14 protein-coding genes are annotated in these 14,645 nt (G+C 57.0%); 7 read left to right on the forward strand and 7 right to left on the reverse strand.

The window, feature by feature from the left end; genetic code table 11:
- The first annotated feature begins 157 nt into the window (after positions 1-157).
- Positions 158-862: a Bax inhibitor-1/YccA family protein gene (locus tag HOP44_RS03730; protein WP_172250660.1), complete on the forward strand. Its 705-nt coding sequence runs from the start codon at positions 158-160 to the stop codon at positions 860-862.
- Between the two features lie 86 nt (positions 863-948).
- Here HOP44_RS03730 and HOP44_RS03735 read toward each other — a convergent pair whose 3' ends face one another.
- From HOP44_RS03735 to HOP44_RS03750, 4 genes are all read right to left on the reverse strand, one after another.
- Positions 949-1,812, reverse strand: a complete 864-nt coding sequence (locus HOP44_RS03735; RefSeq protein ID WP_172250662.1) for a hypothetical protein — start codon at positions 1,810-1,812, stop codon at positions 949-951.
- A 263-nt stretch (positions 1,813-2,075) separates the two neighbouring features.
- Positions 2,076-2,672, reverse strand: coding sequence for a hypothetical protein (locus tag HOP44_RS03740; protein ID WP_172250664.1), 597 nt, complete (start codon positions 2,670-2,672; stop codon positions 2,076-2,078).
- A gap of 220 nt (positions 2,673-2,892) precedes the next feature.
- Positions 2,893-4,650 carry an acetate--CoA ligase gene (gene acsA, locus HOP44_RS03745; protein ID WP_172250666.1) on the reverse strand — a complete coding sequence of 586 codons (1,758 nt, stop codon included), beginning with the start codon at positions 4,648-4,650 and terminating at the stop codon, positions 2,893-2,895.
- 255 nt (positions 4,651-4,905) lie between these two features.
- Positions 4,906-5,295, reverse strand: a complete 390-nt coding sequence (locus tag HOP44_RS03750) for a tautomerase family protein (RefSeq protein WP_172250668.1) — start codon at positions 5,293-5,295, stop codon at positions 4,906-4,908.
- A gap of 249 nt (positions 5,296-5,544) precedes the next feature.
- Here HOP44_RS03750 and HOP44_RS03755 point away from each other — a divergent pair, with 249 nt between their 5' ends.
- Positions 5,545-6,177, forward strand: coding sequence for a GNAT family N-acetyltransferase (locus tag HOP44_RS03755; protein ID WP_172250670.1), 633 nt, complete (start codon positions 5,545-5,547; stop codon positions 6,175-6,177).
- 21 nt (positions 6,178-6,198) lie between these two features.
- Entirely contained in the window at positions 6,199-7,377 is a 1,179-nt protein-coding gene (locus HOP44_RS03760) for an acetoin utilization protein AcuC (protein WP_172250672.1), read from the forward strand.
- A gap of 124 nt (positions 7,378-7,501) precedes the next feature.
- On the opposite strand, the gene HOP44_RS03765 is transcribed toward HOP44_RS03760, so the two are convergent.
- Positions 7,502-7,777, reverse strand: coding sequence for a response regulator transcription factor (locus HOP44_RS03765; RefSeq protein ID WP_172250674.1), 276 nt, complete (start codon positions 7,775-7,777; stop codon positions 7,502-7,504).
- Entirely contained in the window at positions 7,681-8,592 is a 912-nt protein-coding gene (locus tag HOP44_RS03770) for a LuxR family transcriptional regulator (RefSeq protein WP_172250676.1), read from the reverse strand. The genes HOP44_RS03765 and HOP44_RS03770 overlap by 97 nt, the downstream gene beginning before the upstream one ends.
- A 249-nt stretch (positions 8,593-8,841) precedes the next feature.
- Between HOP44_RS03770 and HOP44_RS03775 the strand changes: the two genes are divergently transcribed.
- The 3 genes from HOP44_RS03775 (at position 8,842) to HOP44_RS23110 (ending at position 12,114) form a co-directional block, all read left to right on the forward strand.
- A complete protein-coding gene (locus HOP44_RS03775) occupies positions 8,842-10,269 on the forward strand; it encodes an NAD-dependent succinate-semialdehyde dehydrogenase (RefSeq protein ID WP_172250678.1) in 1,428 nt (475 codons plus the stop codon).
- A 51-nt stretch (positions 10,270-10,320) separates the two neighbouring features.
- Positions 10,321-10,743: a MaoC/PaaZ C-terminal domain-containing protein gene (locus HOP44_RS03780; RefSeq protein ID WP_172250680.1), complete on the forward strand. Its 423-nt coding sequence runs from the start codon at positions 10,321-10,323 to the stop codon at positions 10,741-10,743.
- A gap of 153 nt (positions 10,744-10,896) precedes the next feature.
- Entirely contained in the window at positions 10,897-12,114 is a 1,218-nt protein-coding gene (locus HOP44_RS23110) for a DUF418 domain-containing protein (RefSeq protein WP_172250682.1), read from the forward strand.
- 145 nt (positions 12,115-12,259) lie between these two features.
- Here HOP44_RS23110 and HOP44_RS03790 read toward each other — a convergent pair whose 3' ends face one another.
- Positions 12,260-12,811 (reverse strand): helix-turn-helix domain-containing protein, encoded by a 552-nt coding sequence (locus tag HOP44_RS03790; RefSeq protein WP_172250684.1) that lies wholly within the window; start codon positions 12,809-12,811, stop codon positions 12,260-12,262.
- Positions 12,812-12,999: 188 nt separating this feature from the next.
- Between HOP44_RS03790 and HOP44_RS03795 the strand changes: the two genes are divergently transcribed.
- Positions 13,000-14,496 carry an MDR family MFS transporter gene (locus HOP44_RS03795; RefSeq protein ID WP_172250686.1) on the forward strand — a complete coding sequence of 499 codons (1,497 nt, stop codon included), beginning with the start codon at positions 13,000-13,002 and terminating at the stop codon, positions 14,494-14,496.
- Positions 14,497-14,645: the final 149 nt, after the last annotated feature.

A 14,645-nucleotide genomic window follows, 5' to 3' on the forward strand; every position in this document is an offset into this window, starting at 1 on the left:
GCTGAAAAGATTGCAGGTTTCGGGTCTCTACCTAGATTTTCCATGAATCGGAGTTCGGATGAACTGTCAATAAGGCCTTGCCGTCTTTACACAATCACCGGATCCAGCCGTATGTTTCCGATCTTCTCATCGTTCTTCTGCCCGAGTAAGCAAAAAAATGTTCGATCGCGCAAGAGAAGATCGGGTCGGTTCGGCTGCGATGACGCTTGGCGGCACCGTGCACGAGACCTTTATCCTGCTTCTGCTGCTGATCGGAGGCGCGGCTTATACCTGGTACCGCTTCGATCAGGGACAAGATGTATACGGGATCATGATCGCCGGCGTCGTACTGGGCTTGATCGCGGCGCTGATCACCGGTTTCGTACCGAAAATCGCTTTTATCACGGCTCCGCTGTATGCGATCTTCGAAGGTCTGGCATTGGGAGCGATCTCGGCCGTATTCGATATGGAGCATCCGGGAATCGTACTGAATGCCGTCTTGATCACGATCGGCACGCTGTTCGCGATGCTGCCGCTGTATATTACCCGGATCGTCAAAGTCACACCGGGCTTCCGTACGGGCATCATTATGGCGACCTTCTCGATCATGCTTGTCTACCTGTTCGATTTTGTGCTCGGATTCTTCGGAGTCAATGTGCCGTTTATTCACGAATCCGGTCTGATCGGAATCGGCATCAGCCTGTTCGTGGTCGTCATCGCGTCGCTGAATCTGCTGCTGGACTTTGATTTTATCGAGCAGGGAACACGCAGCGGAGCCCCTAAATACATGGAATGGCACGGGGCTTTCGGTTTGATGGTTACGCTGGTCCGGTTGTACCTTGAAGTACTGAAGCTGCTGTCCAAGTCCGCGAAAAGAAACTGAAGCAAGTACCGATCGTAAAAATAAAAACCGGCATCGCATATCGCGATGTCGGTTTTTTTATTGTCCGAACGCAGGCTCGGGTACGCTTAAGGCTTCTGTCTGCCGCGGAATTCCTTGACGGCCGCCGCCAGCTTGCTTTGCGCTTGTGCAAGCTGGGCGTCCGTTCCGCCTTTTTCCAACGTTCGCTGCGCTTCGTTGATCGCCCGGCGCAGCGCGCCGAACGCCGATGCCGGGTATTGGCCCGAACGGATGCCTTTCGGAAGGTCGAGCAGCTTGCGCGCGGCTTCAATGTCGGCGGCAAGCGCGGAGCCCGGGCTGCCGGAGGAAGGAAGGGCCTCGTAAGCCGGTTTCACCTGTTGGAAAGCCGTTTGGATCGCTTCCGGTGCGTCGGAAGCGGCGAGCAGTGCCTCCAATTTTTCGACCGCCGCATCGAACCCGGCCGTTTGCGCTTGGGACAGCTGACCAAGGTGCACGCGGTTCAGGACGTCGGTACGATATTGGAAAGTCTGCTTAAGAAGCTCGGAGCGCCCGCTGCGCCGGTCTTCGAATTCGGCGGCCAACTGCAGGTAATCCATGAAGCAGCGCCAGACTTCTTCGCTGCCGCCCGCCTCCATGAAAAACGGATAAAGTCTGTCGCGAATCAAAGCGATTTCGTTCATCAGCTGATCGGCGGTCGCCTCGCTCCATAAGCCGGGGTCGCTGCCGAATTCCGTATACAGATGCAGCTGCAGTTCGATCTCGAACAGAATCCGGTCGACGCCGACGTCTCCGTAGGTCCAGTACAGATCGTAAGGCGGGAACGCATCGGTTTGCATTAAGGCGTCCGTCAGCTCGCTGCGCGTGGAAGCGGGATCGAAGGCGACGGAAAAAGCTTTTAGGCTGCTTTGTTTGTAGGAAGCATACCGTTCGTCTTCAAAGCGGGTTTTGTAATACTCATTGAATTGAAACATCGCTCTGGCATCTCGAAGGAGGCGGACGCGGTCGGCGTCCTGCAGTCCGATTCCGGAAGGAGGCGCGCTTTCATACGACGCGGACAAGGAAGAACTGCCGCCGCTATCCTGCGCAACAGCCGGCAAAGAACCGAAACAGAGCAGGACGACAAGAAATGAAAAAGCCAAACGCTTCCTTTTTTTGCTGTCGAAAACGTTCAATAGGATTCCCTCCCGAAAGTATGCGAATGGGTAACATTTTTTCGATCCGAGGCTCCGACCGTTCAAGGATTCGGATTAGAATAAAAATCTTCGCACGTTTCCAGATACTCCCTGAAGACGGCGATGCTGTCTTCTCCGGCATCGACCCGGCTCAAAAGCGCTTCTAGTTTCTCGGTAAAAGCATCCAGCTTCTCCTGCGAATAACCGCCGGGCTCGTCGCCGGCTCGAAAATGAATATAATAGTAGCTCAGAGCTTTGTGCAAAATGTACCAGGTATACGGTTTTCCTTTTTGAATGTAATCTTCTAACGAGAAACGCGCATACTTGAGTGCCCGGTTCAGCTGTGTCGGCGTGGAACTTGCATGCTGTGCGATGGCGGTCGTCTCGGCAATGATTCGATTCGCATAACTTACTTGGTACTCATACACCAACTGTCCCTGCATGGAAGACATGGACATTTCAGCGGCCGCACGCTTGAATATCGAAATTTCATGGAGCAGTTGTACGCGAAGCGGATCGTTCATCGGAGCGGACGCTTCGCTTGCTGCGGCATGCATCACAGACGCCGCGACGGCGGGCGGAAGCGGCATGACAAACAGCGGCACGGCGAGAGAAACGGCTGCCAGGCTTGAGAAAGTCTTTTTCCCGCGGTTATTCAATTGGACATTCCTCCTGAAAATATGTATTTAAACGATTAATAAACAGGTTTTTTTGCGATAAACATAAAAATCTAAAATTAATATAGATTTACACTATCCGCAAAAAAAGATCAGCGTTTTACAAAGATCGAACTTATGAAACGAAAAAGAAATCGGAATCACATCGCAAAAAAGAGCCTTGTCCGCCGGGAGGCGCAGGGCTCTTTCTCTAATTAAAATCTTAATCCTCGATCGTCGACAAATCTCCCGCCGGGAGCTTCAGCTCCCAGGCTTTGAGCACGCGCCGCATAATTTTGCCGCTTCGCGTCTTCGGCAGCTTGTCCTTGAATTCGATCTCGCGCGGGGCGGCATGGGCGGACAGTCCTTCCTTGACGAATTTCGTGATTTCCGCTTTCAGGCCGTCCGTCGCCTCGTAGCCTTCGCGCAGCGAGATGAACGCTTTGATCACTTCGCCGCGAACAGGGTCCGGCTTGCCGATTACGCCCGCTTCCGCAACGGCGGGATGTTCGACCAGCTTGCTCTCCACCTCGAAGGGACCGACCCGTTCGCCGGACGTATTGATGACGTCGTCGATTCGGCCTTGGAACCAGAAGTAGCCGTCTTCGTCCATGTAGGCGGAGTCGCCGGAAATGTACCAGCCTTCGATTCGGGTGTATTCCTCGAACTTCGCCGGATTGTTCCAAATTCGGCGCATGATGGACGGCCAAGGCGTGCGGATCGCCAAATTTCCCATCCGCAGCGGCGGCAGCTCGTTGCCCTGGTCGTCGATGATCGCGGCTTGGACGCCCGGAATAGGCTTGCCCATCGAACCGGGACGGATATCCATCGACGGATAGTTGCAGATAAGCTGCGCGCCCGTTTCGGTCATCCACCACGTATCGTGGATACGCCGCCCGTACACGCGATGTCCCCAGCGGATAACTTCCGGATTCAGCGGTTCGCCGACGCTCAGCACGTGCCGCAGCGCAGACAGATCGTAGTCTTTGACCGACTCGTCGCCGGCGCCCATCAGCATGCGGAACGCGGTAGGCGCGCTGTACCAGACGGTGACTTTATAACGCTGCAGCGTCTCGTACCAATCCTGGGGACTGAAGCGTCCGCCTCGAATGACGTTCGTTACGCCGTTCAGCCACGGGGCGAAAATGCCGTACGACGTTCCGGTTACCCAGCCGGGATCGGCCGTGCACCAGTAGACGTCGTCCTCCCGCAAATCGAGCACGATCCGGCCCGTATACGCGTGCTGTACCATGGCGCCGTGCACGTGGTAGACGCCCTTCGGCTTTCCGGTCGAACCTGAAGTATAGTGAAGGATCAATCCGTCTTCCCGGTCGACCCATTCGATCTCGGTCTCCGTCCGCGCTTCGCGCATCAGCTTATTGAAGTCGGCAAACGGGGAATCTTCCGGCAGCATGCTCTCGTCTTCCGCCGTCTCGCCGCTTGTGGACGTATCGACCAGAATGACGTGTTTTAGCTCCGGCAGCTCGTGAGCGGGTACCCGCTCGGCAAGCTTGGGCGTCGTTACGATCGCGACCGCGCCGCTGTCCTTCAGCCGATCGCGCACCGCCGTCTCCATGAACGCCTCGAATAACGGTCCGGCAATCGCGCCGATCTTGATCACGCCGAGCAGGGTGAAATACAGCTCCGGCGTGCGCGGCATGAAAATGAACACACGGTCGCCTTTTCCGATGCCCAAGCTCCGCAGCATATTCGCGGCCCGGTTCGATTCCTGACGCAGCTGCTCGAACGTGTAGGACTCGCTGCGCTCCGGATCGCTGTAATACAGGGCGATTTTATCGCCGAGTCCCGACTGCGCATGCCGGTCGACCGCTTCGTAAGCCAGGTTCAGACGCCCCGTTTCATGCCAACTGAAGCATTTTTCCTCGTCCGCCCAATCGAAATTGCGCCGGGCCTCTTCGTAATCGCCCAGATTGGACCGCTGCGTTTCCACGCCAATGATTTCTACCGTATCCTTTTCCATAAGAGCCTCCAGTCGCCGAGAGAATGAGGTGTGCAGCCAAGCAACAAACCTTACAATTCTTACAGATGTAGCGCTTACAAATAAACGGTAAAATATAAAGCCTCGTCGTTTGGCCGTCGCGGCAGCCCGTCTAGGGAAGGCGGCATTACGGCTGTCCGGAAGCAAAACGTCGAATTTTCTGTAGTATAACACAATTAGAGAGATTGTCGATTTTTCGATGGAGAAAAGAGCGGTCTTACGGACCGCTCCTTTGATCTAAACGTTTATTTTATAGTTCAGCTGCAGTTCATCGGCAGGAAGTCCACGTATTCCCCAGTTCTGCCTTGGCGTCTCGAATAGCGTGATTTCAAGATCGCTTGGCGCAATATCCGTTGATTCGGCAGCCCGCTGGAACAGTAGTTCGATTAGACGCTTTTTGGATTCCGATGATCTTCCTTCGAAAATACTGATCTCGATAATCGTATAAGCTTCGGAACGGTCGTCCGGGAAAATGAAATCTTCATTCTCCATTGGGAAAAAGCGGTGAAACTTTTTGTTTTCCGGCAGCTCGAAAGCTTCAACCATACATGAATGGATCACTTCAGACCATTTTTCCTTTTTTGGATTCAGCTTTTCTTTGAGTCCGTAAATCTTGATTTGTCCCATTGGCTCAGCTCACCTTTCTATGCTCATCTATGCTATTCTCTGTTCAGCTTTATTTCATTTCCCAATTATTATAATTTTTTCATTCCTCTTTCACAAGCACCGGAATCGTTGTCAACAAGTTGACGATGGTGTTTGGTAAGCAAAGCGGCTATGATAAATACAAGAAAACAGCATAGTCTGCCATAAGCTCAACTTTTTTCGGCGGTGACCTGCTTGGAAGGGATGCCGCTCGGATCGAAAGGAGGCCGTATGGAACATATTAAGATTGATTATGAAGAAACGGTCGAGCGAGACGGGAAGACGCTGCTTGTCGAAGGTCCGATTTCGCCGGAGCGGCTAAAGGAAATGAGTCTCCATCCGCAGCTCGACGCGTTCCGCCGCCCGAAAGAGCAGCATGAAGCGCTGGTTGAGATCGCGGAACTGCCGGAAGGACGCATTATAGCGGCTGTTGAAGATAAAATGATCGTCGGTTACGTCACGTTTCATTATGCGGATGAATACGAGCGCTGGTCGGAAGGGAAAATGGACGATCTGATCGAACTTGGCGCCATTGAAGTTGCAAACGATTACAGAGGATTGGGATTAAGCAAAAAACTGCTGGAAATCGCTTTTCGCGGCGGTCAACTGGATCATGCTATCGTCTTTACAACGGAATATTACTGGCATTGGGATCTCGAAAGCACGGGATTGAGCGTCTGGGATTATCGCAAAATGATGGAGGATCTGATGAAGAACGTCGATATGGTCTGGTTTGCGACGGACGATCCGGAAATCTGCAGCCATCCGGCCAACTGCCTGATGGTTCGCGTCGGCAAAAAAGTGCCGCAGGATTCGGTCGAGGCGTTCGACCGGCTGCGATTCCGCCAGCGTTTCATGTACTGAATCGGAAGGAGTGAGCCCAAGATGCGGGACGCCGTTTATTTGTTCCACCCGAACAGCCTGAATTACGTGTTCGGCCAAGATCATCCGTTCGACCAGCGGCGGATCACGCTGACCCGCGATTTGCTGCGCACCGCCGGCGCTTTTCCTACCGAAGGCGAGATTCTGCCTGCCGACCGGCTGGACGAGGCGCTGCTGCACGCGGTGCATGTACCGGAATATGTCGAGCGGGTCAAAGCGCTCAGCGAACCTCTTCCCGATGACGGCCTGATCGGCGATGCGCAAAAATACGGCCTGGATACCGACGACACGCCGTTCTTCCCGGGGATGCACCGCAGCGCGGAAATCATCGCGGCGGCTTCCGTGGCGGCGGCCAAGCTCGTGATGGACGGCGATGCGCGCCATGCGGTGAATCTGGCCGGAGGGCTGCATCATGCCATGCCGCAGCGGGGGTCGGGATTCTGCGTCTACAATGACGCTTCGATCGCCATTTCGTTTATTCGCAAAGAGTACGGGGCGCGTGTCCTGTATGTCGATACCGACGTCCATCACGGCGACGGGGTGGAAATGTCGTTCTACAGCGATCCGGGCGTGTATACGTATTCGATCCATGAGACGGGCAAGTATCTGTTCCCCGGTACGGGCCTGGTCGAACAGCGAGGAGAAGGCGAAGGATTCGGCTGCACGGTCAACCTGCCGATGGAGCCTTACACGGAAGACGATTCTTGGCTGGAATGTTTCGGCAGCGTGCTGGACGATGTGCTGCGCAAAGCCAAACCGGATATCATTGTCAGTCAGCACGGCTGCGATGCGCACGCGCTCGACCCGCTGGCGCATGTGCACTGCTCGATGAAGATTTACCGCGAGATGCCCAAAATGCTGCATGAAGCGGCGCATGCTTACTGCGGGGGCCGCTGGGTGGCGCTCGGAGGAGGCGGATACGATATTTGGCGTGTGGTTCCGCGAGCCTGGGCGCTGCTGTGGATGGAGATGAGCGGACATCCGCTTCTCAAAAAGCTGGATGCCGATCCCAAGCTCAGACTGCCGCAGGAGTGGCTGGACCGCTGGCGTTCGGACAGTCCGGAAGAGCTGCCCGAGACCTGGCTCGACGATACCTCTTCCTGGAGCCCGATGCCAAGGCGGGCGGAGATCGAAGCCAGCAACCGTCGCGCGGCCGAACTGGCTTCCCTATATTTGCGGTAGTCCTGTATCCGAAGCGATCGCCAAAAAGCCTTTTTGTTCCGCAGGCAGCGGGGCAGAAAGGCTTTTTGGCGCTGCGTATTCTTCGTAAAGAAGAACAATCCGGAAGGCCGAACCGGCTGCCCGTTCAGCTGAACCGCGAATAAAGCTGCCAGACCAGCTCGCGGCGGTTCTTGGTGCCGGTCTTGCGAAAGATAGACTTCAGCAGGTCCTGCAGCGTGGATTCGGACAGATGCAGCGACAGCGCCGCTTCTTTGGCCGAAAGACCCTGCACGACCCGCTCGACGACTTCCTGCTCGCGTTCGTTCAGGCCGAAACTTTCGGCCAGTACCGGCAGAATCTCGGCGGGACGGGCCCGCTCGACGGTGACGGCGAGCTGGACTTCGCCGGCTGCGGTCTCCATCCGGCTGGCGCGGATGCCGATGTAATAGCCCCGGGCACGGGGACGCAGACCCGTGCGGCATATTCGGCAGAGGAGCCGCCTTGCAAAGACGGCGACAGGGCGCGGGCGCAGACGGCGCGGATCGGACGGGGCATGACGTCCGGTTCGATTCGCTCGGCGGTGCGCAGCGCGGCGAGCCAGCTCGGGGCCGCCGTATTGGCGGCCAGCAGGAGCAGCCGGTCCGACAGGACGAAGACGCCGGATTCGTGCGGGAGCGGAAGCGGCTGTTCGTCCGCCCCGTCCTCCGCATGTTCGGCGGAGAACGGGGCCTGCCGCAGATACGCGGCCATCTGCGGCAGCAGCGCCGCGACGAGGCGCACTTCGTCTTCCGTGAACGGAGGACGATCCGGGCGGCGCAGCAGCGACAGCCGCCCGCAGCGCTGCCCGCGCGCCGTCAGTACGGCGCGCAGTTCGTCGCCAAAGCCCGCCGGAGCGAGGATCTCGCGGTAGCGGGCACTGCGCTCGGGGCTGCCGCCGCAGGCCAGCCGGAGAGCGGCGGCAGGGATCCCGCCGGCCGCAAGCGTATCGTAGCGGTTGAAATCTTCGCCGCGGGATTCGTATTCCAACAGACGCGGATGAATCGCTCCGACATCCCCTTCGGTCACCGAGCCGGTGCCGAGGCCGGCATGTCCGTCCGCACCGGCGAAGCAGGCGCCGTCAAAAGGCACCGGTCCGGCCAGCAGGGACAAGCAGGCGCTTCGATAAGCGCGGGGAGACGGAAGCTTGTCCGCCAAGCGGTGAAGCTTGCCGGACAAGCGGCTTATCGTCTGATCCATATTCATCCTCCTCGCCGTTTTCCGTGTTCCGGGACGGGCAAACCGCGGAGTCTTCGCCGCAGTTGGGGCGGGGACTCCCGGCGGCTGACTATATTATCCGTTATCCGGGACTTCCTTTTCAACCCGAGAACCGCATTCATGCAGAGGGGATGCTTCGTTCTTCGCCTTCTGCCGCAGGGGCTTGGATGCTTCTTCCGCGGGTGTATAGGTGTATAATAGAAAGAAAATGAGACGGAAAGAGGTGCAGCAATGAACAAGCGGGGCAAACTGCTGATTGGAGGTTCGTGGATCGAGACGGCCGAGCAGATCGAAGTGACCAATCCGGCAAACGGAGAACTTGTCGGCCATGCTTCCAAAGCGACGGAAGCGGATGCGCTTGCGGCCGTCGACGCGGCTTACGGCGCGCTTGCATCCTGGTCGGCGCTGCCGGCGATCGAACGGAGCCGGCTTCTGCTGGGCTGGCACGCGCTGATCGGGCGGCATCAAGACGAATTGGCCCGGATCATGACGCTGGAGCAGGGAAAACCGCTGGCGGAAGCGGCGGGAGAGATCGCTTACGCGAACAGCTTTATTCAATGGTACGCCGAAGAAGGCAAACGGGTATACGGGGAGACGATTCCCGCCTCGTCGCCAAACAAAAGAATTTGGGTGATCAAGCAGCCGGTCGGCGTAGCGGCCATGATCACGCCGTGGAATTTCCCGGCTTCGATGATTACGCGCAAAGTCGCTCCGGCGCTTGCCGCCGGCTGCACGGTCGTAATCAAGCCGTCGGAAGAAACGCCGTTTACGGCGCTGCGTCTGGCGGAACTTGCGGCCGAAGCGGGGATTCCGGACGGCGTCATCAATATGGTGACAGGCGTTCCGGGCGAAATCGGCGGTGTGTGGCAGCAGGACCCGCGCGTCCGCAAGCTGTCTTTTACCGGATCGACCCGGATAGGCAAACAGCTGATGAAAGGCGCCGCCGACACCATGAAAAAGCTGTCGCTGGAACTCGGCGGACATGCGCCGTTTATCGTGACCGAACATGCCGATCTGGAGAAGGCGGTGGACGGCATGATGTCTTCCAAGTTCCGCAACGGCGGCCAGACCTGCGTTTGCACCAATCGGATCTATGTGCATGAGAGCCTGGTCGATCGCTTTTCCGAGCTTGCCGCGCGCAAAGTGTCCGAACTCGTGGTCGGAAACGGTCTCGATGCAGGTACGGAGATCGGTCCGCTGATCAATGCGGCCGCAGTCGGCAAAGTGCTGGCGCAGATTGAAGATGCCCGGGCCAAAGGCGCGAAAGTGCTGACGGGAGGCGGACGTGCGAACGAAGCGGGCGGCCATTTCGTACAGCCGACGCTGCTTGCGAACGTGACGGACGATATGGTCTGCATGAACGAGGAAACGTTCGGTCCGCTGGCTCCGGTCGCATCGTTTCGCACGATCGACGAAGTGATCGAACGCGCCAATCGCAGTCCGTACGGCTTGGCGGCTTACGTGTTCACCGAACGGATCGGCGAAGCGGTGCAGATCGCCGAGCGTCTCGAATTCGGCATCGTTGGTCTGAACGATCCGCTGCCGTCCACCGCGCAGGCGCCGTTCGGCGGCTTCAAGGAAAGCGGACTCGGCCGCGAAGGCGGTCGTTACGGGATCGAAGAATATCTGGAAGTGAAATATATTTCGCTGGGACTTTGAGCAGGCATCGAGTTTGAAGCGGCAACAGAAGATCGGGGAGTGCATACGCAGGTGAAATTCGAAGAGTTTACGCTGGGACAGACGTTCAGGACGTCTTCCCTGATTCTGAGCAGGGCAAGCATTGTGGAATTCGCGTCCGTCTACGATCCGCAGTATATGCACCTGGACGAAGCCAAAGCGGCGGAAGGACGGTTCAAAGGATTGATCGCTTCGGGGATTCAGACGATGGCGGTCTCTTTCAAGCTGTGGGTGGAAACGGGGGCGTACGGCGAAGAAGTGGTAGCGGGCACAGAAATGAACGACATCCGCTTTATCAAACCGGTCTATCCGGAAGATGAGCTGCATGTCGAGGTCGAAGTGACCGGTCTGCAAGAAAGGCGCCGCAGCGGAATCGTAACCGTGCGATTATCGACATTCAATCAAAAAAACGAAAAAGTATTCAGCGGAGAGCTGTCCGCCCTGGTGAGCCGGTAAGCCTGGGGGAATAGAGAGGCAGGTCCGAAGGCGTAACAAAGTTGTCATTCGATTGTAGTGTTCGAAGGAAGAGTCGTCTGCGCGTCATCTCTACAATGGATAAGGAGCTTGGCTTATACTTATCGATTGCAGAAGAAAGAAGGATGAAGCATTGTGACGACTTTACCGACACCCAAGGTTAAGGCGGCAGCGGGTACGCCTGCCGGCCGGATCAACGTGCTGGACCAACTGCGAGGCATCGCCCTGTTTGCGATTTTTATGTGCAATTTGTCGCATCTTGCCGGGGCTTCGATCGACGAAGGGGATGCGGTCGGCACGTTCCTGGCGCGGGCGATCGACGTCTTGTTCGGCAACAGCGCACGTCCGCTGTTCTCGTTCATGTTCGGCATCAGCATGATGCTGATCTTCGACGCCGCGGTTCGCAAAGGCCGGCAGCCTTATCCCATGCTGCTGCGGCGGATGGGGATGCTGCTGCTGTTCGGCGCGCTGCACGTATTTGCCGTCTGGAACGGCGATATCCTGTTCATGTATGCGCTGGACGGATTTATGCTGATCTTGTTCCTATGGATGCCCAAGCCGCTGCTGCTTCTGTCGGGCATGCTGCTGTTTCTGATCTCGTCGTATGAACTGCAGGCTGCGATGAGTCCGGAAATATCGAATTGGCTGCTGACGTTTTCTCCGTCGAACTGGATCTATAACGGAATCTCCAAGCTGCCGAATCCGGATGTATTCTTCTCGAATACCTACCTGGCTACCTCGTTCGGCGAGCTGGTGCTGGCGATCGAACATCTGACCTTTTTCCTGTTCGGCATGTACGCTTACCGCAGCGGCCTGTTCGTTCGTCTGCCGAAGTATCCGCGCCGGGCTGCGGGAATCGGGGCTCTGCTGCTTCTGCTCGGTTGGACGGGAAAATATATGTCCAGCGGCCTGTCGAGCGAAAACGCATGGATCATGACGCTGCATCCCGTCGCCTGCTTCTCGGTGACGATCGGAGCGGTGCTCCTGATCGTCGGACTGGCGGGACGGGAAGGCTCGGCGGCATCGCGTCTTCTGGAGCCGTTCCGTGCGGTCGGCCGGATGGCGTTCACCAACTATCTGATGCAGTCGCTGGTCTTCGTCACGTTGTTCAGCGCGTCGGGCGAAGGAGTCTTCGCTTCGCTCGGTGTCATCGGCAGTCTGCCGATGACCGCCGTCGTACCGATCGGGCTCGCCTTTTTTGCCCTGCAGATGGTCGCAAGCCGTTACTGGCTTCGAGCGTTCCTGTACGGTCCGTTTGAATGGTTGTGGAGAGCCGGCACCAATCTCGAATGGCCGGCATTCAAGAAACAAAGTCACGCGGAAGGGACGAACGAGACTCGGCACACAGCCTGACCGACGAAGTCATGCGACGTTGTCGACGGACCCGTGCACCCGGCTGTTGGCCCGGAATCCGGCTTCTGTCGTCTGTCGATACAGCCTCCGCGCAGCCGCCCTCACCGATCAACCGTTTCGGTGCAGGGCGGCTTTGTCATGCGCTTTATATCGGTTCCGCTTCCCTCGGGGTGTCGGTATAAACGGCGATCAGCACGATTGCCGTCTCTTCGCCTTCGTTCCAGACCCGGTGGGGAACGCCTGCGTTCCAACTGAAAGCATCGCCTTCGCTCAGCACGTACCGATCTTCGCCCTGCTCGGCGGTAACCGTTCCCCGCACGACCACATGCACTTCTTCGCCTTCATGCGAATGGGGAGTGTCGCCCGACGAAGCGCCCGGTGCGAGTTCGACGATCGTCATGCGCAGATGGGGCGTACGTCCGATATGCGAGATCGAGACATGGCTTGTACCGCCGGCAGTTTGATGACGGTCTTTTTTGCGGGTAACCTGCATGCGATCTTCTTTTTTTAGCAGCAAATAAACCAGCGGCACATCCAGGGCTTCGGCAATTTGTTCGAGGGTGGAGATGGACGGCGATGTTTTATTGTTTTCGAGCTGGCTCATGAATCCCTGGGACAATCCGGTAGCGGCACAGATCGAAGCGATTGTGATCCCTTTGCGTTTGCGTACGGTACGTATATTGGAACCGAGATCCATTTTTCCTGCTCCTTTTTGTCGGTTGGTAGGTCTTGCGTTTTTTTATCCTACCAACTTTCGCAACGCTTCGCCAGCATTTGCCTTCCAGGCTGCGCATATGCTCTTATAGACATAAATATGTCTTGACTCTGACCGGTCGGTCATCTAAGATGTACAACGAACAATGAGAAAAGGCTGGTGGGCGGATCATGAATCAAATCAATACCAAATGGATCGTAACCGGTCTGCTGCTCAGTATCCTGATGGCCGCGATGGACAACACGATCGTTGCGACCGCCATGGGAACCATCGTCGCCGATCTTGGGGGATTGGACCAGTTCGTTTGGGTCACTTCCGCTTATATGGTCGCCACGATGGCGGGCATGCCGATCTTCGGCAAGCTGTCCGATATGTACGGCCGCAAACGGTTTTTCGTCTTCGGATTGATCGTTTTCCTGATCGGTTCGGCGCTGTGCGGGCTCGCGCAGACGATGACGCAGCTCAGTATCTTCCGGGCGATCCAGGGAATCGGCGGCGGAGCGCTGATGCCGATTGCTTTCACCATTATCTTTGATACGTTCCCGCCCGAGAAACGGGGCAAGATGACGGGCATGCTGGGTGCGGTCTTCGGTTTGGCAAGCGTACTCGGACCTCTGCTCGGCGCCTACATTACCGACACGATCGGCTGGCACTGGGTCTTCTACGTCAATGTGCCGATCGGGATCGTGGCACTGGCGCTGATTCTTGTCTTCTACAAAGAATCGGCGGTGCATCAGAAACAGCGGATCGACTGGGCCGGCGCTTTTACGCTGGTCGTTGCCATCGTGGCCTTGATGTTCGCTCTTGAACTGGGCGGTTCCTACGGATGGAGCTCGATGCCGATTATCGCGCTGTTTGCCGCATTCGCGATTTTCTTTGTCGCCTTTGTTGCTGTCGAACGCAAAGCGGCCGATCCGATTCTGCCGTTCTGGCTGTTCAAGCGTCCGCTGTTCGCGTCTTCCCAGATTCTCGCCTTTCTGTATGGGGCGACCTTTATCATCCTGACCGTCTATATTCCGCTGTTCGTTCAGGCCGTTTACGGCGGTTCGGCCACCAATGCCGGTCTGATTCTGACGCCGATGATGTTGGGTTCGGTAGCCGGCAGCGCCATCGGCGGTATTTACCAGACGAAAATTTCGTTCCGCCGTTTGATGACCGTGTCCGTGATTTCGTTCTTCGCGGGTATGGCGCTGCTCGCTTTCATGACGCCGGATACATCGCGTCTGCTGCTGACGGTCTATATGGTTCTGGCAGGGTTCGGGGTCGGATTCTCGTTCTCGATGCTTCCGACCGCTTCCATGCACAATCTGGAGCCGAGATATCGGGGAACGGCGAACTCGACCAACTCGTTCCTGCGTTCTTTCGGCATGACGATGGGTATCACGGTCTTTGGCGCCATTCAGAGCAGTGTGCTCGCGAATCGGCTGGCCGAAGCGTTCGCCGGGCAGGAAGGCGGAGCCGCCGCCGGATTCGGAGGCGATCTGCGCCAAGTCTTCCAGTCCGATGTACGCTCGCAGATTCCGCCGGATATTCTCGACAAAATCGTAAATGCGATGTCGGATTCGATTACGGCGATGTTCCTCTATGCACTGGTGCCGATCGCACTGGCCGCAGTCGCTGTCGCCTTCATGGGCAAAGACAAAGCCGGTTCGGAAGAAACGAAATAGACCGCTCTTAGCGGTGTCCGAAAAAGAAATCCTGCCGCAGTCCGTATCGGCAGCTGGGCGATTCAAAAAGACTGCTCCGCCGGAACATTCCGGCCGGGCAGTCTTTTTGCTGTGTCTGCCGCCGGCTTCCTTATCTATTCGGGCGGGCC

It is taken from the genome of Saccharibacillus deserti (assembly GCF_013618475.1).
GTDB lineage: Bacteria > Bacillota > Bacilli > Paenibacillales > Paenibacillaceae > Saccharibacillus > Saccharibacillus deserti.